Origin of the sequence: Streptomyces sp. NPDC048734, from assembly GCF_043198675.1 — a bacterium.
Taxonomy (GTDB): domain Bacteria; phylum Actinomycetota; class Actinomycetes; order Streptomycetales; family Streptomycetaceae; genus Streptomyces.
In genome coordinates this window covers 1-19395 of sequence record NZ_JBICUZ010000024.1, presented here as the reverse complement: position 1 = coordinate 19395, position 19395 = coordinate 1, and the positions used below count along the sequence as shown (strand labels likewise).

The following is a 19395-nucleotide window of genomic DNA, read 5'->3' as shown; positions in this document are numbered from 1 at the left end:
GGAATCCGGCCGGAGGGGAGCAGGCCGTTCCGAACCGGGAAACCAGAAAAAAGAGGCCGGGGTGCTCACCTTTGAAGGGATGCACCCCGGCCACCGTACAACTGGTCTGCTACTTCGAGGTCTTCCGCTCGACCGCGGCCTTCACCAGCCCGGCGAACAGCGGGTGCGGACGGGTCGGCCGCGACCGCAGCTCCGGGTGGGCCTGCGTGGCGACCAGGTAGGGGTGGACGTCGCGCGGGTACTCCACGTACTCGACGAGCTTGCCGTCCGGCGAGGTGCCGGAGAACAGGATGCCCGCCTTCTTCTCCAGCTCCGCGCGGTAGGCGTTGTTGACCTCGTAGCGGTGCCGGTGCCGCTCCTCGACGTACTCCTTGCCGTCGTAGACCTCGCGCACGATCGAGCCCTCGGCCAGCTTCGCCGGGTACATGCCCAGTCGCATGGTGCCGCCCATGTCGCCCTCACCGGCGACGATGTCGAGCTGCTCGGCCATCGTGGAGATGACCGGGTGGGCGGTGGCCGGGTCGAACTCGGTGGAGTTGGCGTCGGAGATGTCGAGCAGGTTGCGCGCCGCCTCGATCACGATGCACTGCAGGCCCAGGCACAGGCCGAGCAGCGGGATCCTGTTCTCACGGGCGTAGCGGATCGCGCCGACCTTGCCGAGCACGCCGCGGTCGCCGAAGCCGCCGGGGATGCAGACGCCGTCCACGTCGGCGAGCTGCGCCTCGGCGCCCGCCGGGGTCTTGCAGTCGTCCGAGGTGACCCACTTGATCTTCACGCGGGCCTTGTTGGCGAAGCCGCCGGCGCGCAGCGCCTCGGTGACCGAGAGGTAGGCGTCGGGCAGGTCGATGTACTTGCCGACCAGGGCGAGGGTGATCTCGTGGTCGGGGTGGTGGACGCGGTCGAGCAGGTCGTCCCAGGTCGTCCAGTCCACGTCCCGGAAGGGCAGGTCCAGCTTGCGGACTACGTAGGCGTCCAGGCCCTCGCCGTGCACGGTCTTGGGGATGTCGTAGATCGACTTGGCGTCGGGGCAGGCGACCACGGCGGCCTCGTCGACGTCGCACATCAGCGAGATCTTCCGCTTGATCGCGGTCGGGACCTCGCGGTCGCAGCGCAGCACGATCGCGTCCGGCTGGATGCCGATGTTGCGCAGGGCTGCCACGGAGTGCTGGGTGGGCTTGGTCTTCAGCTCGCCCGAGGGACCGATGTAGGGCAGGAGCGAGATGTGGACGACGAAGACGTTGTCCCGGCCGACCTCGTGGCGGACCTGGCGGACGGTCTCCAGGAACGGCAGCGACTCGATGTCGCCCACCGTGCCGCCGACCTCCGTGATCACCACGTCCACCTCGTCCGTCGCCATCCGGCGGATGCGGTGCTTGATCTCGTTGGTGATGTGCGGGATGACCTGCACGGTGTCGCCCAGGTACTCGCCGCGGCGCTCCTTGGCGATCACGGTGGAGTAGACCTGGCCGGTGGTGACGTTGGCGGAGCCGTCGAGGTCGCGGTCGAGGAAGCGCTCGTAGTGGCCGATGTCCAGATCGGTCTCGGCGCCGTCGTTGGTGACGAACACCTCACCGTGCTGGAAGGGGTTCATCGTGCCGGGGTCGACGTTGAGATAGGGGTCGAGCTTCTGCATCACGACGCGCAGGCCCCGCGCCTTGAGCAGCATGCCGAGGCTGGAGGCGGTCAGCCCCTTGCCGAGGGAGGAGGCGACACCCCCGGTGACGAAGATGTGCTTGGTCGTCGTGGCGGTGCTGTTTCGGAAAGCAGCGGGCGGCATGGCCAAGAGGGGGCTCCCGTGGTCGCGATCTGGGGGTGCGGTGCGGCTCCCGGAGGCTTTCGCCGGCGGTTCGTGCCGGAGATCTCCGGGGGTGCCGTCGCTGCGGTTCGGGGGTTTCGTGCCCACCGGTCCACGGGCTACCAGGGTATCAGCGCCTCGGGGGGATGGCTTCCGGCCACGCTCCGCGCACGGTCCGGCACCCCGGGGCACCGGCACGCCGGGGCCTCACCCCCTGCTCACCCGTTCGGCCCACCCGCGTTGCCCGGAGCGGCACACAGATCATCTACGTGCGTCGTATCCTGCTCGGACACTCGCTGCCGAGCCCGGCCGGCAAGACGGCACACCCCAGCCCGTATCCACCGGAACAATGAGAGCTCGGCAGTTCGTTGAGCAAGAATTGGCCTTTTGCCAATACGACTGAGCGACTGCTTTGCTTCACCGCTCAACGACGCATGACACATTTCCCCTTGACCGCACCAAGCGACTGCCCCCGCCTGATGGGGGCTACGTGGCCGTTCGACTGGAGTTGCACGTGGCCGGGCGCATCGAAGACTACGCACTCATCGGAGACATGCAGACCGCCGCACTGGTCTGCCGCGACGGGACGGTGGACTGGCTCTGCCTGCCCCGCTTCGACTCCCACGCGATCTTCGCCGGGCTGCTGGGCACCGAGGAGCACGGCTTCTGGCGGCTCGGCCCGGCGCACGCCTCCGACGCCGAACCGCCGCGAGCGGCCCGGCGCGGCTACCGGGGCGACTCGCTGATCCTGGAGTCCGAGTGGGACACCCCGCGCGGCACGGTCCGGGTGACCGATTTCATGCCCCCGCGCGACGGCGCCCCGCAGCTCATCCGGATCGTCGAGGGCGTCTCGGGCCGCGTCCCCATGCGCTCGACCCTGCGGATGCGCTTCTCCTACGGCCGCGTCGTGCCGTGGGTGCACAAGCACGAGGGCCGCACGGTCGCCGTCGCCGGTCCCGACTCGGTGTGGTTCGACACGGAGGCCGAGACCTACGGCAAGTCGTTGACGACGTACTCCGACTTCACGGTCGCCCCCGGTGACCGGATCGCGTTCACCATCTCGTGGGAGCCCTCGCACAAGGAGCCGCCCGCGCTGCCGGAGCCCGAGCAGTCGCTCCAGGCCACGGAGGACTTCTGGCGCGAGTGGGTCGAGCACTGTACGTACCACGGGCCCTACCGCGAGGCGGTGATCCGTTCACTGATCACGCTGAAGGCGCTGACGTACGCCCCCACCGGCGGCATCGTGGCGGCCCCCACCACCTCCCTGCCCGAGGACATCGGCGGAGTCCGCAACTGGGACTACCGCTACACCTGGCTGCGTGACGCGGCCATCACCCTGTCCTCGCTGCTGCGCACCGGCTACCGCGAGGAGGCCCGCGCCTGGCGCGAATGGCTGCTGCGCGCGGTCGCGGGCGACCCGGAGAACCTCCAGATCATGTACGGCATCGCCGGCGAGCGCGAGCTGGGCGAGGCGGAGCTGGACTGGCTGCCAGGCTACGAGGGCTCCGCCCCGGTCCGGGTCGGCAACGGCGCGGCGCACCAGCTCCAGCTGGACGTGTACGGAGAGGTCACCGAGGCACTGCATCTCGGCCACATGACGGGGCTGGCCCGCAACGACTACGCCTCGCTGCTCCAGCTGAAGCTGATCCGCTACCTGGAGCGGCACTGGGACGAGCCGGACGAGGGCATCTGGGAGGTGCGCGGCCCGCGCCGCCACTTCGTGCACTCCAAGGTGATGGCCTGGGTGGCCGTGGACCGCACGATCAAGCTGATCGAGTCCGGTGACGCGGACGGCCCGCTGGAGCGCTGGCGCGAGCTGCGCGACGACATCCACCGGGACGTGTGCGAGAAGGGTTACGACAAGGAGCGCAACACCTTCACGCAGTCCTACGGCTCGAAGGAGCTGGACGCGTCGCTGCTGCTGATCCCGCAGATGGGCTTCCTGCCCCCGGACGACAAGCGCGTGATCGGCACCATCGAGGCGATCCAGCGCGAGCTGTCCACGGAGGACGGCTTCATCCTGCGCTACCCGACCGAGGGCGAGAGCGAGGGCGTCGACGGCCTCCCCGGCGACGAGGGCGCCTTCCTGGCCTGCTCGTTCTGGATGGCGGACGACCTGGCGATGATCGGCCGCGTGGACGAGGCCCGCAAGCTGTTCGAGAAGCTCCTGTCCCTGCGCAACGACCTGGGGCTGCTCGCCGAGGAGTGGGACCCGCGCCTGCAGCGCCAGGTGGGCAACTTCCCCCAGGCCTTCAGCCACGTCCCCCTGATCGACACCGCCCTGCGCCTGACGGCCTCGGGGGCGTACGGCGGCTGAGCCCTCGTGTCCCGCCCGGCCGCGGAGCGTTCCCGTGACCGGGCGGGAGATGTGGCCGGCCGGGGTCCGCGGGTAGCGTCCGCTCCATGGACAGCCGCGCGGACCACCGATTCGACAGCCGGGGCGCCGGCATCACCGTGCAGCGGGCGCTGGAGCTGCCCGGTCTGCGCAGCGGGCTGCCCGAGATCCTGGCGGGCGCGGAGCGGCTGGGCCGCACGGTGCGCTGGGTGCACGCCGGGGAGGTCCCGAACATCGCCTCCCTGCTCAAGGGCGGCGAGCTGCTGCTCACCACCGGTTACGGCCTCGGCACCCGCCCGGCCGAGCAGCGGGCGTTCGTGCGCACCCTGGCCGAGCGGGGCATCGCGGCCCTGGTGGTCGAGCTGGGCCCCCGGTTCGCCCGGCTGCCCGCGGCGCTGGTGGAGACGGCCCGCACGACCGGCCTGCCGCTGGTGCAGCTGCACCGCGAGGTGCCGTTCGTCGCGGTCACCGAGGAGATCCACACCGAGATCGTCAACGGCCACTACGCGCTGCTCCAGCAGGCCGAGGAGGTGCACCGCCGCTGCACCCGGGCACTGCTGGGCGGCGGGGGGATCCCCCAGGTGCTCGGCATTCTCGCCGACTTCGGCGGCAACCCGGTGTTCCTGGAGACCACCGACGGACAGCTGCTCTACGCCGCCGGGGCCGGCCCGGAGGGGGCGGATCCGCTCCAGGTGTGGGAGGGACTGCGCGGCCCGCACAAGGACGCCCCCGCCGGTTCGGTGCTGGTGGACGTCCCCGGCGGCGGGCCGGGGGCGGGTGCGGTGCGGGCCCGGCTGGTGCTGCTGCCGGTACGCGCCCCACTCGCTCCGGTGCACCGGATCGCCGCCGAGCGGGCCGCCGGGATCCTGGCCGTGGTGCTGATGCAGGCGCGGCAGGAGGAGGAGCTGGCGGCGCGCGGCCGGGGCGACTTCCTGACCGACCTCGCCGAGGGGCGTATCGCGGCGGAGGACGCTCCGGCGCAGGCGCGTGTCCTCGGCTTCAAGCCCGGCGACGGTCCGCTGCTGCCGGTCGTGATGCGCCTGGGGGACACGCTGTCCCCGGGCGGCGGCTGGGCGGTGCTGGCGCGGGCGGTGGCGGAGGAGCTGGCGTCGGTGGGGGTGCCGGTCCTGCTGGGCGTGCGGCCGGTGGAGGGTCGTGTGCCGCTGCTGCTGGGCCTTCGCTCGGAGTCGGAACGGCCGGCGGTCGCGGAGCGGGTCGCGGCGGCGCTGCGCGCCGGGGTGGAGCGGGCCGGGATCCAGCGGCCGGGCGCTCAGCCTCCGGTCGTGGTGGTCGGTGTCGCGGGCGGCTGGGCGGCGGCCTCGGCGGGCCTCGGGCACGCGGCGGAGACGGCGACGGCGGCGCAGGGCCTGCCGGACCGGCCCTGGTACGACGCCCGCCGCCTGGACATCGACCTGCTCCTGTGGCGGCTGCGCGATCACCCCGACCTGGCGGCCTTCGTCGACCGCGCGATCGGCCCGGTCCGTGACCACGACCAACGCTCCAGGCCGCCCCTGCTGCCCACCCTGGAGACCTATCTGGCGCACGCGGGCCGCAAGGCGGAGACGGCCCGCGAGCTGCACCTCAACCGGCAGACGCTGTACAACCGGCTCGCGCGCATCGGCGAGTTGCTGGGCACCGACCTCGACGACCCGCAGACGGTACTGGCGTTGAGCCTGGCGCTGCGGGCCCGGCGGCTGGTGCCCTGAGCCGCCGCCGGCTGGTGCCCTGTGCCGGGCCGGGCGGGTGACACGGAGCGGGATCGCGGATGCGCGTCAGATCATCGGCAGCGGCTGCGTCAACTCGTCGTAGACGCTGAGGATCTGGGCGACGGTGTCGTCCTCGCTCGGCCAGGTGGCCGCCTGCCGGGTGCCCGACTCCCGGAGCCGCTCGCGGCGTTCGGGTGCGGCGAGCAGGCGTACGACGGCGTCGGCGAAGGCCTCCGCGTCGCCGGGCGGGACGAGTTCGGCGGCGTCGCCGACGAGTTCGCGCACTCCGCCGGTCAGCGCCGCGACGAGCGGCACGCGCGCGTGGAGGGCCTCCTGCGCCAGGACCGAACGCGACTCCCCTGCGGCGGGCAGCAGGGCGAGGTCGGCGGCGGCCAGCAGTTCGCCCACGTCGTCCCGGCGCCCGAGGAGCCGGACGGGCAGTTCCTCGTCCTCGATGCGGTGCTGGAGTTCCGCCCGCAGCGGCCCCTCCCCCGCGACCACGACCAGCGGCACGGGGTCCAGCCGGCCCCACACGCGTGCGGCGTCGAGCAGGACGTCGTGACCGCGGAACCGGTCGAGGGAGCCGGCGGCCATCAGCAACGGGCGTCCGGTCGCGCCGAGTTCGGCCCGCACCTTGGCCCGCGGCCGCTCCGGGTCCTCCTCGGTCCCGCGGGGTCCGGGAAGTCCCACCGCGGTGAACCGGGCGTCCCGGGCGCCGGTGCGGCGCGCCCGGTCCACGAGCTCGGAGGTGGTGCCGAGCACCACGGCGGCCGTCCTGGCGACCCGCCGCTCCAGCAGGCGCACCAGATGGGCGCGGGCTCCCTCGGCGTGGGCCCTGTTGTGCCAGGTGACCACGAGCGGGGTGCTCCGCCCGCTGAGCGCGAGCACGGCCCGGAAGGAGGCGTGCAGTCCGTGCGCGTGGACGAGGTCGGCGTCCGCGCAGGCCGCCCGCAGCGCCGCCACGGACGCGGGATCGCTGCTGCGGGGCACGGGCACGTGGTCGGCTCCGGCGCCCGTGAAGTCGTGAAGGTGATCGGACTCGGCGGGGGCGCACACCGTCACCCGCACGCCCCGCGCGACGAGCCCCGCGGCCAGGGAGCGCACATGGGCGCTGCTGCCGGCGTTGCCCCCGCCCAGCACCTGCACGGTGCGCAGCGGCGACTGGCCGTGCGGTGAGTGGCTGCTCACGTGGCCGGGGCTCCTGGTTCGGCATCGGTCGATCACGAAGGAACGTACAGAGGGGACTCGGGCGCGGGGGTGGACCGGTCGCACTCCTCCACGTCCTCCGCCCAAGGATGCCAGGGCGCACGGGTGTTCCGTGCCGCCGAGCACCCGCGGCCCCGGCAACACACCCCCGCGCGTCACCCACACGAGTGAAGGAAGGCGAAGTTCCGTTCGACGGACGAGCCGGTCGCCGCGCCTTGGTGAGGTCCTGTCACGAAGCGGTGGCGACCCCGGAGGACGCGGTGCGCACCGCGCGGCCCGCGCGTGGGGCCGGTCGGCGTACGGCCGGGCCTCCGGGCGCCGACCGGCCCTGGCGGCGCGTCGGCAGGAGAACCGGCCGCCCCGTTCGCGCAGACGTGTCGGCCGGCGCCTCCCGCCGAGTCCCGCGCGGACCTGGCCGACCACACCCGTGCACACCCCCACTCACACCGGCGTGCGCCCCTGCACTGCCGTCCGCCGCCCGATCCGCGCCGTCCCGCTCACCCCGATCCGCGCCATCCCGCTGACCCGCTCCCCGTACACCGCGGCGCCCACCACCGCGGCCGCGTGCGCCACGAGTCCCGGGCGTCCGCTGCCCACCACGACCGCCGCACCCAGGAGCGCGCCCAGCGCGTGCGCCCCGGTGTCACCCAGCATCGCGCGCTCCCCCAGGTCGTCCGGGAGCACGGCCGCCGCGACCCCCGTCGCCACCGCGGTCAGTTCCCCGGCGGGACCGGCCCGCAGCAGCCCCGGCACGCCCAGCACGAGCACGGCACCGGCGGCCCGCCCGGGCCGTACGTCCACGAGGTTGACGAAGTGCGCCGCACCGGCGATCACGACACCCGCGAGCGCCCTGTCCACGAGCCGTTCCTTCAGCAGGGCCCCGGCCAGCAGCCCCGCCGCACCGATCCCGCCCAGCTTGACGGTCCCGCTGGTGACCTCCCCGCGCCGCAGTGCCCCCAGGTGCGCCCGGAAGCCGCGCCGCGGATCACCGGCGCCCACGAGATCGTCGTACGCCCCGCAGACCCCGGCGGCCAGCACGGCCCCGGCCGCGGCCGGACGCACCCGTGCCGCCCCGAGCGCCGCCGCGAGGACGGCCGCCGGACCGGCGTACAGCTCCACGGTCCGTCCGGCGAAGTTCGTCCGCTGCCAGCGCGCCGGCCCACCGGGCGCCGCCTCGCGCAGGGCGGCCGCTCCCGCGCGGGTGAGACCGGCCGCCACCGCGAACGCGGCCCTCCTGCTCCTCCGTGTGATCATCGGACCACCCTAGGGAAGCCGATCCGGGAAGGCCGAAGGGCGGGACCGGCACGTGGGTCGCCGTCCCGCCCTCCGCCCGGGGCGCTACGCGTCCGCGCGGGCCGTCTCCAGCAGTTCCTCCGCGTGCGCGCGCGCCGTCTCCGAGTCCTCCTGGCCTGCGAGCATCCGGGACAGCTCCCGGATCCGCTCCTCGCCCTCCAGCACCTTCACTCCGGAACGGGTCACGGACCCGTCGTTGGTCTTCTCGACCAGCAGCTGCCGGTCGGCGAAGGCCGCCACCTGCGGCAGGTGGGTGACGACGACGACCTGCGCGGTCTTCGCGAGCCGCGCCAGGCGCCGCCCGATCTCCACCGCCGCCTTGCCGCCCACGCCCGCGTCGACCTCGTCGAAGAGGTACGTCGGCACGGGGTCCGTCCCCGCGAACACGACCTCGACGGCCAGCATCACGCGGGACAGCTCACCGCCGGACGCGCCCTTGGCGATGGGCCGCGGCGGCGCCCCCGGATGCGGGGCGAGCAGCAGCTCCACCTCGTCGGCGCCGGACGGCCCGTAGGCGACGGGACGGCCGTCGACCTCCACGCCCTCGGGGTCCTCGGTCTGCCGGATGTCGAACGACACGCGCGCGTGCGGCATCGCCAGCGAGGCCAGCTCGGCGGTCACGGCGGCGGCGAACCGCTCGGCGGTCTCCGTCCGCGCGTCGGTCAGGGCCTGTGCCAGACCGCCCAGTTCGGCCCGCAGCGCGTCGCGCTCGGCGGTCAGCTCGCCGATCCGCTCGTCGTCGCCGTCCAGTTCGCCGAGCCGGGCGGCACCACGCTCGGCCCAGTCGAGGACCGCGTCGACGTCCTCGCCGTACTTCCGGGTGAGCGCGGTCAGCGCGGCGCGCCGCTCCTCCACGGCCGCCAGCCGCAGCGGATCGGCGTCGAGGTCGTCGGCGTAGCCCGCCAGCTCCCCCGCCACGTCGCCCAGCAGGATCCCGATCTCCCCGATGCGGTCGGCGAGCGCGGCCAGCGCCGGATCGTGCGACCGTACGGCCTCCAGGGCCCGCTGGGCGCCCGCGACGAGCGTGGCCGCGTCGATGCCCTCGGGGTCCTCGGGATTGCCCGCGAGGGCACTGTGGGCGGCCGTGGCGGCCGAGGACAGCGCCTCCGCGTGGCCGAGCCGCTCCGCCTCCTCCGCCAGTTCCGCGTCCTCGCCCGCGCGCGGCTCGACACCGGCGATCTCGTCGAGGCCGTAGCGCAGCATGTCGGCCTCCTGGGCCCGTTCACGCGCGCGCGTGGTGATCTCGTCGAGCCGGCCGGAGACGGCCCGCAGCCGCCGGTAGGCCTCCGTGTACTTGGCGAGCGGCACGGCGACGGCGTCACCGGCGTACCGGTCGAGCGCCTGCCGTTGCCGGGACAGCTTCAGCAGCCCCTGCTGGTCGGTCTGTCCGTGCACGGCCACCAGCTCGTCCGCGAGTTCGGCGAGCACCCCGACGGGCACACTCCGTCCGCCGACGTGCGCCCGCGACCGCCCCTCGGCGGACACGCTACGGCTGATCAGCAGTGCCCCGTCGTCGAGTTCGGCCCCGGCCTCCTCGGCCCGTACGGCCACCGGAGCGCCCGCGGGCACGGTGATCCGCCCCTCCACGACCGCCTTGTCGGCACCGAGCCGCACGAGCGCGGCGTCGGCGCGCCCGCCCAGCAGCAGCCCGAGGCTGGTGACCACCATGGTCTTGCCCGCGCCCGTCTCACCCGTGACCGCCGTGAAGCCCGGCGACAGCTCGACGACAGCGTCGTCGATGACTCCGAGCGACCGTATCCGCATCTCCTCCAACACGTCCCCGACCATACGAGGTTTTGCCGGCGGCGTGCGACGCCGCCCCCTGTAACGATGGTCGGGCGTTACTCTTGTCAGCCGATCGTCGTTGCCCTGACAGGTCCCCGCCGTGGCGGGGACGATCCGGTCGTCTCCGTCCCGGACGAGTCGCGGATGCGGTGCTCCCCGCCGCCGCGGGTACGGCCCGGCGCCCGGGCCGTACCGGGGCGCCGGGCATTTCCTAGTGCCGCGCCCCGCGCCACCCCGAGACGGGCAGCGCGAACTTGGCGACCAGCCGGTCGGTGAAGGACGCGTGGTGCAGGCGGGCCAGGCGCACCGGCACGGCTCCGCGCCGTACCTCGACCCGGGCCCCCGGCGGCAGCTCGAAGGTACGCCGCCCGTCGCACCACAGGACGCCCGGCGGGATGTGCGGCAGCAGCTCCACCGCGAGCACCGAGTTCGGTGAGGTCACCAGCGGCTTGGCGAACAGGGCGTGGGCGCTGATCGGCACCATCAGCAACGCCTCGACCTCGGGCCACACCACGGGCCCGCCGGCCGAGAAGGCGTAGGCGGTGGAGCCGGTCGGCGTCGACAGCACGATCCCGTCGCAGCCGAACCCGGTGACCGGCCGCCCGTCGATCTCCAGCACCACCTCGAGCAGCTTCTCCGCGCCGGCCTTCTGCACGGCCGCCTCGTTCAGCGCCCAGTCGGTGTGCACGATGTCCCCGTTGCGGTGCACGACGACGTCGACGGTCATCCGCTCCTCGACCTCGTACGACTTGGTGACCACCCGGTCGACGACCTTGTCGAGGTCGTCCCGCTCGGCCTCCGCCAGGAAGCCGACGCTGCCGAGGTTCACGCCGAGCATCGGCACCCCGGACGCCCGGGCGAACTCCGCGCCGCGCAGCAGCGTCCCGTCACCGCCGAGGACGATGAGCAGCTCGCAGCCCTCCAGGCACTGCGGGGTGGCCTCGCAGACCAGCTCCACCTCGCCCGGCAGGGGCAGGTCGGCGGCCTCGTACTCCAGGACGCGCACCCCGATGCCCTCGCGCAGCAGCCCCTTCACCACCAGTTCCGCGCTGCGGATCGCGGCGGGCCGCCCGGTGTGGGCCAGCAGGAAAACAGTACGAGCTCGGTTCTGGGTCAACGCGGCCCCTCCGCAACTGCACGCTCGACATCGGCCGGGTCCAGAGCGGGCGCCCCGGCCCGGAGCCACAGAAAGTACTCGACGTTGCCGGAGGGCCCGGGCAGCGGACTGGCGGTGACCCCCTTCACCCCGAGTCCCAGCTCCCACGCCTTGCGGGCCACGCCCCGCACCGCCTCGGCCCGCAGCTGGGGGCTGCGCACGACACCCCCGCTGCCCAGCCGTTCCTTACCCACCTCGAACTGTGGCTTGACCATCATCACCAGGTCCGCGTCCGGCGCGGCGCACCGCGCCAGGGCCGGCAGCACCAGCCCGAGCGGGATGAAGGACAAGTCCCCCACGACAAGATCCACTGGCTCCCCATCGATCGCTTCGAGCGTCAACTCGCGTACGTTCGTACGGTCCTTGACGGTGACGCGTTCATCGCTCTGCAGAGACCAGGCGAGTTGTCCGTAGCCGACGTCGACCGCGACGACGTGGGCGGCCCCCGCCCGCAGCAGCACATCGGTGAAGCCGCCGGTGGACGCGCCGGCGTCCAGTGCCCGCCGCCCCTCGACCAGGAGGCCCTGCGGCACGAACACCTCCAGGGCACCGGCGAGTTTGTGCCCGCCCCGCGACACGTAGTCGGGGTCGCTGTCGTCGACGGAGACGACGATCGCCGCCGCCGTCTCCACCTGTGTGGCGGGTTTGGTGGCGACGGTCTTCCCGACCGAGACCCGCCCCGCGGCGATCAGCTGGCCGGCGTGCTCACGCGAGCGGGCGAGCTTGCGGCGCACCAGCTCCGCGTCCAGACGACGACGTGCGACTCCTGCCACGTTCGGTTCAGCTCCTACTGCCGTGCGTTGGATCAAAGGGGGACCCACAGGGTCTCATTCGGGGGTGGTGGTCGGGTGACGGGTGGGAACCGGAGGTCCCGGGCGGGCGTCGAGCGCGGTGAGCGCGTCGCGCAGCCCCCGGTGTACATCCTCGTACACCTCGAGGTGTCCGGCCGTGGCGAGGTGGTCGGCGTCGGCCAGCCGGTCCAGGTGGGCGTCCACCCCGGCGTCGCCGGTGGGGGTGCGGGGCACCTGGAGCGGGGCGGGAGCCGAGGGGTCGTGCTCGGGCTCCGGCTCCTGTCCCTGTCCCTGCTCCCGAGGCGTGGCCGCCGGCTCCGGAACTGTGTCGCTCATGCCCCGACGCTACCGCGAACCGCTGGGGTACCGTCGAGCGCGATGGCCACGATCGAGGAGTGCCGCGCCGCACTCGAGAAGTTCTCGCAGAGCATGGGCCGCGCCGAGGGGAACGCCCGCGCGGCCGCCGCCCTCGACCGGTCGGTGAGCTGCTGGATCACCGACCTGGACGTGACGTTCGTCGGCCGGATGACGGACGGCCGGATCGTCGTGCGGGACACCGTGCAGGGCCCGCCTGCGGAGAGGGCCGGGATCAGGCTGCGGATGGCCGGCGACGACCTGGTCGCGCTGGTCGACGGAGAGCTGAACTTCGCGAAGGCCTGGGGTTCGGGCCGGGTGCGGCTGGAGGCGAGCCTCAGGGATCTGCTCGTGCTCAGAAAGCTGCTGTGACCTGGGGCAGCCCCCGTGACCGTCAGGAGGCCTCCGTCACCGGCACGCGTGCACGTGCCTTGCGGGCGGCCGGCACCACCAGCGGCGTCCCCGTCTCCGGGTCGTCGATGACCTGGCAGCGCAGCCCGAAGACCTCCTCGACCAGAGGCGCCGTGACGACGTCGCCGGGTGCGCCCTGCGCGATCACCGTGCCGCCCTTCAGCGCGATGAGGTGGGTGGCGTAGCGGGCGGCGTGGTTGAGGTCGTGCAGGACGGCGACCAGGGTGCGGCCCTGCTCCTCGTGGAGTTCGGCGCACAGGTCGAGGACGTCGATCTGGTGCTGGATGTCCAGGTAGGTGGTCGGCTCGTCGAGGAGCAGCAGCGGGGTCTGCTGGGCGAGGGCCATCGCGATCCACACCCGCTGGCGCTGACCGCCGGACAGCTCGTCGACGTAGCGCTCGGCGAGTTCGGCGACCCCGGTCCGTGCCATGGACTCCTGGACGACCCGCTCGTCCTCGGCCGACCACTGGCGCAGGATGCCCTGGTGCGGATAGCGGCCGCGGCCCACCAGGTCGGCGACCGTGATCCCGTCGGGCGCGATCGAGGACTGCGGCAGCAGTCCGAGCGTCCTGGCGACCTTCTTGGCGGGCATCGACTGGATGACCTGCCCGTCGAGGAGCACCCGGCCCTCGCTCGGCCTGAGCATCCGCGACAGCGCGCGCAGGAGCGTCGACTTGCCGCAGGCGTTGGGGCCCACGATCACGGTGAACGAGTGGTCGGGGATCTCCACCGACAGCTGCTCGGCGATGACCCGCTGGTCGTAGGCGAGGGTGACGTTCTCGGCGGACAGGCGGTTCACGGTGCTCCTTCGGTTGTTCGGCCCGCGGCCGGCACGGGTGGTGGCGCTGCTCATATCCGGCCCGCCCGGCGCTCGGTGACCAGCAACCACAGCAGGTAGACGCCGCCGAGCACGCCGGTGACCACGCCCACGGGCAGCTGTCCGTCACCGAACAGCCGCTGCGCGGCCCAGTCGGCGGTGACCAGGAGGGCGGCGCCCATGAACAGGGCGGGCACCAGGTTCGGTCCGGGTGAGCGGGTCAGGCGCCGGGCGAGCTGTGGCGCGGTGAGCGCCACGAAGGCCACGGGTCCCGCGGCGGCGGTGGCGGAGGCGGTGAGGAGGACGGCGCACACCATGAGCAGCAGCCGCACCCGCTCCACGCGCACTCCGAGGGCGTGGGAGACGTCGTCGCCCATCTCCATCATGCGCAGCCCGCGCGCGTTGGCGAGGACGAGCGGGACGAGCACGCAGCACAGCACGAGCAGCGGCCAGACCTGCTTCCAGTCCCGGCCGTCGAGCGATCCGGTCATCCACACGACCGCGCGGGCCGCGTCGACGAGGTCGGCCTTGGTGATCAGGTAGCCGTTGACCGCGGTCGCGATCGCCGACACACCGATGCCGACGAGGACCAGCCGGTAGCCGTGCACGCCCTGCTTCCAGGCGAGCAGGTAGATGGCGGCACCCGTGACCAGCCCGCCGACGAGGGCGCCGAGGGCGACCTGGGTGGCGGAGCCGGACATCAGCACGATCACCACGAGCGCGCCGGCCGTCGCCCCCTGCCCGAGCCCGAGGACGTCCGGACTGCCCAGCGGGTTGCGGGAGACGGCCTGGAACACGGCGCCGCCCAGCCCCAGCGCGGCGCCGACCAGCAGCCCCACGAGGACCCGCGGCAGCCGCAGTTCGTTGACGATGAACTCCTGGCCCTCGGTGCCGTTGCCGGCGAGCGTCTTCAGCACGTCACCGGTGGAGATGGGGAAGTCGCCGGTGCCGATGAGCACCACGCTCGCGGCGAAGGCGGCCAGGGCCAGTGCGAGCACGACGATCAGGGCGCGCGGGTGCACCCGGACGGACAGCCCGCCGGGTGTGCGCAGGGCCCGGACGGTGCCGCCATTGCGACGTCCGGCACCGGTGGCCTCCGTGGCCTCCGCAACCTTCGTGGCCTCCGTCACCTTCGTGGCTTGCGTGGTCCGCTCCGGCTCGGACTGGGGTGCGGTCTTCACAGCTGGGCCGTCCTCCGCCGTCGTACGAGATGGATGAAGACCGGGCCGCCGATGAGCGCGGTGATGATGCCCACCTGGACCTCCGAAGGGCGGGCGACGACCCGGCCGATCACGTCGGAGCCCAGCAGCAGCACGGGCGACAGGACCGCCGCGTACGGCATGATCCAGCGCAGGTCGGGCCCGGTGAAGGAGCGCACCACGTGCGGGACCATCAGTCCGATGAACACGATCGGCCCGCAGGCGGCGGTCGCGGCCCCGCACAGCACGGTGGCGGCGAGCATGGACAGCGCCCGGGTGCGGTTGAGGTGGGCGCCGAGGGCCTTGGCGGTGTCGTCGCCCATGGCCATGGCGTTCAGTGGCCGGGCGAGCGCGAACGCGAGGAGTGTGCCGGCCGCCAGGAAGGGCAGCACCCGCCAGATCGTGTCGTTCGTCGCCGAGGTCAGCGAGCCGACCGTCCAGAAGCGCATCCGGGCGAGCGCCGCCTTGTCCATGATCATCACGGCCTGGACGTACCCGAAGAGCGCGGCACTGAGCGCGGTCCCGGCGAGCGCGAGCCGCACGGGCGTGGCCCCCCGGCTGCCGCCCAGGAACCAGACCAGCGCACCGACGGCGGCCGCGCCCAGGAAGGCGAACCACACGTAGCCGCTGACGCTGGTCACACCGAGGAAGGTGATGGCGGTGACCACCGCGGCCGAGGCGCCCGCGTTGATGCCGAGCAGTCCGGGGTCGGCCAGCGGGTTGCGGGTCAGGGCCTGGAGCACCGTCCCGGACAGTCCCAGCGCGGCGCCGACCAGCAGTCCGAGCACGGTCCGCGACACCCGCTCCCCCACGACGATGTCGCCGTACGTCCCCGTGTCCTGGAACAGGCCGTGCCAGACCTGTTCGAGGGACAGCTCCTTGGCGCCGATGGCGATGCTCGCCACCGCCACCAGCAGCAGGACGGCGACGGACACGAGCAGCCCAAGGGGCCGTAGGGCCCGGCGGGTTGGGGGCGCGGGGGCGCTCTCCGCGCGCTGTTCGGGAACACTGTCGACCAACACGCAGTTAGGTTAGCCTACCCTGCCATTTCTCTTCGTTGGTCGGCCACGGCCACCGCCCGAAGGCCATGGCCACGACCGGTCCGCCCCGTCGTACGGGTCACCGCGGCGGGCACGCCGCCGGGCTCACAGCCCCAGCCGGGCGAGCGCCTTCCCCCCGTCCAGCCCGCACGAGCCGTCGCCCGCCGCGGTCCAGGCCGCCGCGCACAGCGCCCGCAGCCCGTCCAGGGCGGCGCCCTCACCGTCGAGTTCGAGCTTCTCCGCCCCGGCCGACGCGGTCCATCCCCCGCACCGGAAACCGCTCCCCTCCTCGGCGACCTCCGGCTGCCCGGTCAGCAGGCCGCGCAGATCGGCGTCCACGTACGTCGGCCGGTGCCGCGGCGGCGCCGCGAGGAGCTGCGCGCCGTCGGTCACCCCGGTCAGCACGAGCAACGAGTCGACCTCGCCGTTGAACGCGCCCTCGATGTCGGTGTCCAGCCGGTCCCCGACCACCAGCGGCCGCTCGGCGCCGGTCCGCAGGATCGTCTCGCGGTGCATGGGGGGCAACGGCTTGCCCGCGACCTGCGGCTCGGCCCCGGTCGCGATCCGCACGACCTCCACCGCCGCGCCGTTGCCCGGCGCGATGCCCCGCCCGCTCGGAATCGTCAGGTCGGTGTTGGACGCGAACCACGGCACGCCGCGTGCGACGGCGTACGACGCCTCGGCGAACCGCCCCCACGGCAGGTCGGGCCCGCCGAACCCCTGCACCACTGCCGCCGGGTCGTCCTCCGCCGACTCGACGGGTTCGAGCCCGCGCTCGCGCAGCGCGACCCGCAGGCCCTCCCCGCCGATCACCAGGACCCGCGCCCCCGCCGGCACCTGTTCGGCGATCAGCCGGGCGACCGCCTGCGCCGAGGTGATGACGTCGTCCGCTCCGGTGGGTATGCCCAGCTCGGTGAGGTGGTCCGCCACGGCGCCGGGCGTGCGCAGCGCGTTGTTGGTGACGTACGCCAGCCGCATCCCGCCACCGCGCGCGGTGGCCAGCGACTCGGCGGCGTGCACGATCGCGTTCCCGCCCGCGTACACCACCCCGTCCAGGTCGAGCAGCGCCGTGTCGTACGCCTCGCTCAGGGCCTGCCCACTGGCCTCGGGCCTCGTCCTGACGCTCCGGCTCATTCCGCATCGCTCCTCGTTCGATCGCTTTCCCCGATCATCCCGCATGCCACCGGCACACGTACGATGCCGGGATGAACTCAGCAGGTCACTCGGAAGCGACGGCGCCCCGAGGCCTGGAACTCACCCCGTTCCGAGGCCTGCGCTACGACCCCGACCGGGTCGGCAGTCTCGCCGCCGTCACCTCCCCGCCGTACGACGTCGTGGTCCGCCCCGACGGCCTGCACCACCTCCAGGACGCGGACCCGCACAACATCGTCCGCCTGATCCTCCCTCAGGCCACCACCGTCGGCGCCCGCAACGAGCAGGCCGCGGACACCCTGCGCCGCTGGCTCGCCGAAGGCGTCCTGACGGCCGACGCCGTACCCGCCCTGTACGTCTACGAGCAGCGGCACGCCGACGGCATGCTCCAGCGCGGCCTCATCGGCACCCTGCGGGTCTCCGAGCCATCGGCCGGCGTCGTCCTCCCCCACGAGGACGTGATGCCGCACGTCGTCGCCGACCGCGCGGCCCTGATGCGCGCCACCCGGGCCAACCTCGAACCGCTGCTCCTGACGTACCGCGGCGACGGCACGGCGACGGAGGCCGTCGAGCGGACCGCGGAGCGGCCTCCGCTCCTGTCGACGACCACGGAGGACGGCTTCAGCCACCGCCTGTGGTCGATCACCGACCCCGCCGAGGTGGCCCGCGTCCAGGCCGGCCTCGCCCACCACCAGGCCCTGATCGCCGACGGCCACCACCGCTGGGCGACGTACCTGCGTCTACGCGCGGAGCACGCCTCCCCCGGCCCCTGGGACGACGGCCTGGTCCTCCTCGTGGACACGGCCCGCTATCCCCTGCGCGTCCGCGCCATCCACCGTCTCCTGCACGGCCTGCCGGTCGCCGAGGCCCTGGCCGCGGTGGAGGGGCTGTTCCGCGTACGGCGGCTGGAGGTGCCCCTGCCCCGGGCCCTCGGCGCCCTCGCGGACGCGACCGCAGGGGGCAACGCCTTCCTGCTGGCCGGCGACGGCGCCTTCCACCTCCTGGACCGCCCGGACCCGGCCCTCCTCGCCCGCACGGTTCCCGCCGACCGCCCTCGGGCCTGGCGCACCCTCGACGCGACGGTCCTGCACGCCACACTCCTCGACCACGTGTGGCACGTCCCCGAGGACGACCCCGCCCGCATCGCCTACATCCACGACACCGCCGCGACGGTCGAGAAGGCGGAACGCGACGCCGGTACGGCCGTGCTGCTGCACCCGGTCCGCGAGGAGGTCGTCCGCGACCTCGCCCGGCAGGGCGTCATGATGCCCCGCAAGTCGACGTCGTTCGGCCCGAAACCGGCCTCGGGTCTGGTCCTGCGCGCACTGGACCTCTGACCGGGAGAACGAGGAAAGGGGCTCGGCTCCGGTATGACACCGGAGCCGAGCCCCTTTCACGCACCCACGTCAGTCCTGGTCGTCGGCCTTGTCCTCGACCGGTCGCTCGTCCTCGGCGACGACGTCCTCGTCCTCGTCCAGCGCGTCGACGAACTCCACACCGTCCAGCTCGGCCAGCCGGTCCGAGGCGTCGGTGCTGCTGTCCCGGTCGGCCTCGACGGCCTTCGCGAACCACTCGCGCGCCTCGCTCCGGCGGCCGGCGGCGAGCAGCGCGTCGGCGTACGCGTACCGCAGCCGCGCGGTCCACGGCTGCACGGAGTTCGAGGCCAGCTCGGGGCTCTGGAGCGTCACGATGGCCGCGTCCAGCTGGTCCATGTCACGCCGGGCACCGGCCGCGACGAGCCGCATCTCCACCTGTCCGGCCTTGTCGAGCTTGTGCACCTCGGGCGCGCCGGCCATCTCCAGCGCCTTCTCCGGCCGCCCGAGCCCTCGCTCGCAGTCGGCCATGACGGGCCACAGTTCCACGGTCCCGGTCATCCGCCGGGCGGCACGGAACTCGGCCAGCGCCTCGCTGTACTTCTGGGTGGCGTACGCCGCGAATCCGGCCGCCTCCCGCACGGCGGCGACGCGCGACGCCAGCCGCAGCGCCACCTTCGCGTACCCGTAGGCACGCTCGGGCTCCTCGTCGATGAGCCGCGCGACCATCACCAGGTTCTTGGCGACGTCCTCGGCGAGCCCCTTGGGCAGGCTCTGCAGCTCCTGCCGTACGTCCTTGTCGATCTCCTCGCCGGTGACGTCCTCGGGGATCGGCAGCCGCTTGATCGGCTCCCGGTCCCGGTCCCGGTCATCACGGAACCGGCCGCCACCACGTCGGTCGTCACGTCCGCCGCGGTCGTCACGCCCCCGGAAGCCACCGGGCCGACCACCGCGGTCGTCACGGCCCTGGAAGCCACCGGGCCGTCCGCCACGGTCGCCGCGGTCGTCACGGCCGCGGAACCCGCCACGGTCACCACCGCGT

General features: G+C 73.5%; 16 protein-coding genes. 4 read left to right on the top strand and 12 right to left on the bottom strand.

What is annotated here, in order from left to right; translation table 11 throughout:
* Positions 1-109: 109 nt before the first annotated feature.
* Positions 110-1777: a CTP synthase gene (locus ACGFQC_RS34395; protein WP_363092756.1), complete on the bottom strand. Its 1668-nt coding sequence runs from the start codon at positions 1775-1777 to the stop codon at positions 110-112.
* Between the two features lie 532 nt (positions 1778-2309).
* On the opposite strand from ACGFQC_RS34395, the gene ACGFQC_RS34390 reads away from it, so the two are divergent.
* Entirely contained in the window at positions 2310-4112 is a 1803-nt protein-coding gene (locus tag ACGFQC_RS34390; protein ID WP_363092770.1) for a glycoside hydrolase family 15 protein, read from the top strand.
* Positions 4113-4198: 86 nt separating this feature from the next.
* Complete coding sequence (locus ACGFQC_RS34385) at positions 4199-5836, top strand: PucR family transcriptional regulator ligand-binding domain-containing protein (RefSeq protein WP_363092757.1); 1638 nt, start codon at positions 4199-4201, stop codon at positions 5834-5836.
* Between the two features lie 66 nt (positions 5837-5902).
* Here the strand turns inward: ACGFQC_RS34385 and ACGFQC_RS34380 are convergent, their stop codons facing one another.
* The 6 genes from ACGFQC_RS34380 to ACGFQC_RS34355 all read right to left on the bottom strand — a co-directional run bounded on the left by ACGFQC_RS34380 (position 5903) and on the right by ACGFQC_RS34355 (position 12403).
* Positions 5903-7024, bottom strand: a complete 1122-nt coding sequence (locus ACGFQC_RS34380; protein ID WP_363092758.1) for a glycosyltransferase family 4 protein — start codon at positions 7022-7024, stop codon at positions 5903-5905.
* A 459-nt stretch (positions 7025-7483) separates the two neighbouring features.
* Positions 7484-8296: a hypothetical protein gene (locus ACGFQC_RS34375; RefSeq protein WP_363092759.1), complete on the bottom strand. Its 813-nt coding sequence runs from the start codon at positions 8294-8296 to the stop codon at positions 7484-7486.
* Positions 8297-8380: 84 nt separating this feature from the next.
* Positions 8381-10123, bottom strand: coding sequence for a DNA repair protein RecN (recN, locus tag ACGFQC_RS34370; RefSeq protein WP_363092760.1), 1743 nt, complete (start codon positions 10121-10123; stop codon positions 8381-8383).
* A gap of 208 nt (positions 10124-10331) precedes the next feature.
* A complete protein-coding gene (locus ACGFQC_RS34365) occupies positions 10332-11237 on the bottom strand; it encodes an NAD kinase (protein WP_363092761.1) in 906 nt (301 codons plus the stop codon).
* On the bottom strand, positions 11234-12049 hold the full coding sequence (locus ACGFQC_RS34360) for a TlyA family RNA methyltransferase (protein WP_363092762.1): 816 nt from the start codon (positions 12047-12049) through the stop codon (positions 11234-11236). The genes ACGFQC_RS34365 and ACGFQC_RS34360 overlap by 4 nt, the downstream gene beginning before the upstream one ends.
* Before the next feature lie 54 nt (positions 12050-12103).
* On the bottom strand, positions 12104-12403 hold the full coding sequence (locus ACGFQC_RS34355; protein WP_363092763.1) for a hypothetical protein: 300 nt from the start codon (positions 12401-12403) through the stop codon (positions 12104-12106).
* 42 nt (positions 12404-12445) lie between these two features.
* Here ACGFQC_RS34355 and ACGFQC_RS34350 point away from each other — a divergent pair, with 42 nt between their 5' ends.
* A complete protein-coding gene (locus ACGFQC_RS34350; RefSeq protein ID WP_363092764.1) occupies positions 12446-12793 on the top strand; it encodes an SCP2 sterol-binding domain-containing protein in 348 nt (115 codons plus the stop codon).
* 22 nt (positions 12794-12815) lie between these two features.
* Here the strand turns inward: ACGFQC_RS34350 and ACGFQC_RS34345 are convergent, their stop codons facing one another.
* The 4 genes from ACGFQC_RS34345 to ACGFQC_RS34330 all read right to left on the bottom strand — a co-directional run bounded on the left by ACGFQC_RS34345 (position 12816) and on the right by ACGFQC_RS34330 (position 17022).
* Entirely contained in the window at positions 12816-13685 is an 870-nt protein-coding gene (locus tag ACGFQC_RS34345) for an ABC transporter ATP-binding protein (protein WP_363092765.1), read from the bottom strand.
* Positions 13682-14701 carry an iron chelate uptake ABC transporter family permease subunit gene (locus ACGFQC_RS34340; protein WP_363092771.1) on the bottom strand — a complete coding sequence of 340 codons (1020 nt, stop codon included), beginning with the start codon at positions 14699-14701 and terminating at the stop codon, positions 13682-13684. Before ACGFQC_RS34340 ends, ACGFQC_RS34345 begins: the two co-directional genes overlap by 4 nt.
* 125 nt (positions 14702-14826) lie before the next feature.
* Complete coding sequence (locus ACGFQC_RS34335; RefSeq protein WP_363092766.1) at positions 14827-15870, bottom strand: iron ABC transporter permease; 1044 nt, start codon at positions 15868-15870, stop codon at positions 14827-14829.
* A 123-nt stretch (positions 15871-15993) separates the two neighbouring features.
* The gene (locus ACGFQC_RS34330) at positions 15994-17022 is read right to left on the bottom strand and encodes an HAD hydrolase-like protein (protein ID WP_363092767.1); all 1029 of its coding nucleotides are present in this window, start codon (positions 17020-17022) and stop codon (positions 15994-15996) included.
* Positions 17023-17093: 71 nt separating this feature from the next.
* Between ACGFQC_RS34330 and ACGFQC_RS34325 the strand changes: the two genes are divergently transcribed.
* A complete protein-coding gene (locus ACGFQC_RS34325; RefSeq protein ID WP_363092768.1) occupies positions 17094-18377 on the top strand; it encodes a DUF1015 domain-containing protein in 1284 nt (427 codons plus the stop codon).
* A gap of 69 nt (positions 18378-18446) precedes the next feature.
* Here ACGFQC_RS34325 and ACGFQC_RS34320 read toward each other — a convergent pair whose 3' ends face one another.
* Positions 18447-19190, bottom strand: a complete 744-nt coding sequence (locus ACGFQC_RS34320) for a hypothetical protein (RefSeq protein WP_363092772.1) — start codon at positions 19188-19190, stop codon at positions 18447-18449.
* Positions 19191-19395 lie beyond the last annotated feature (205 nt).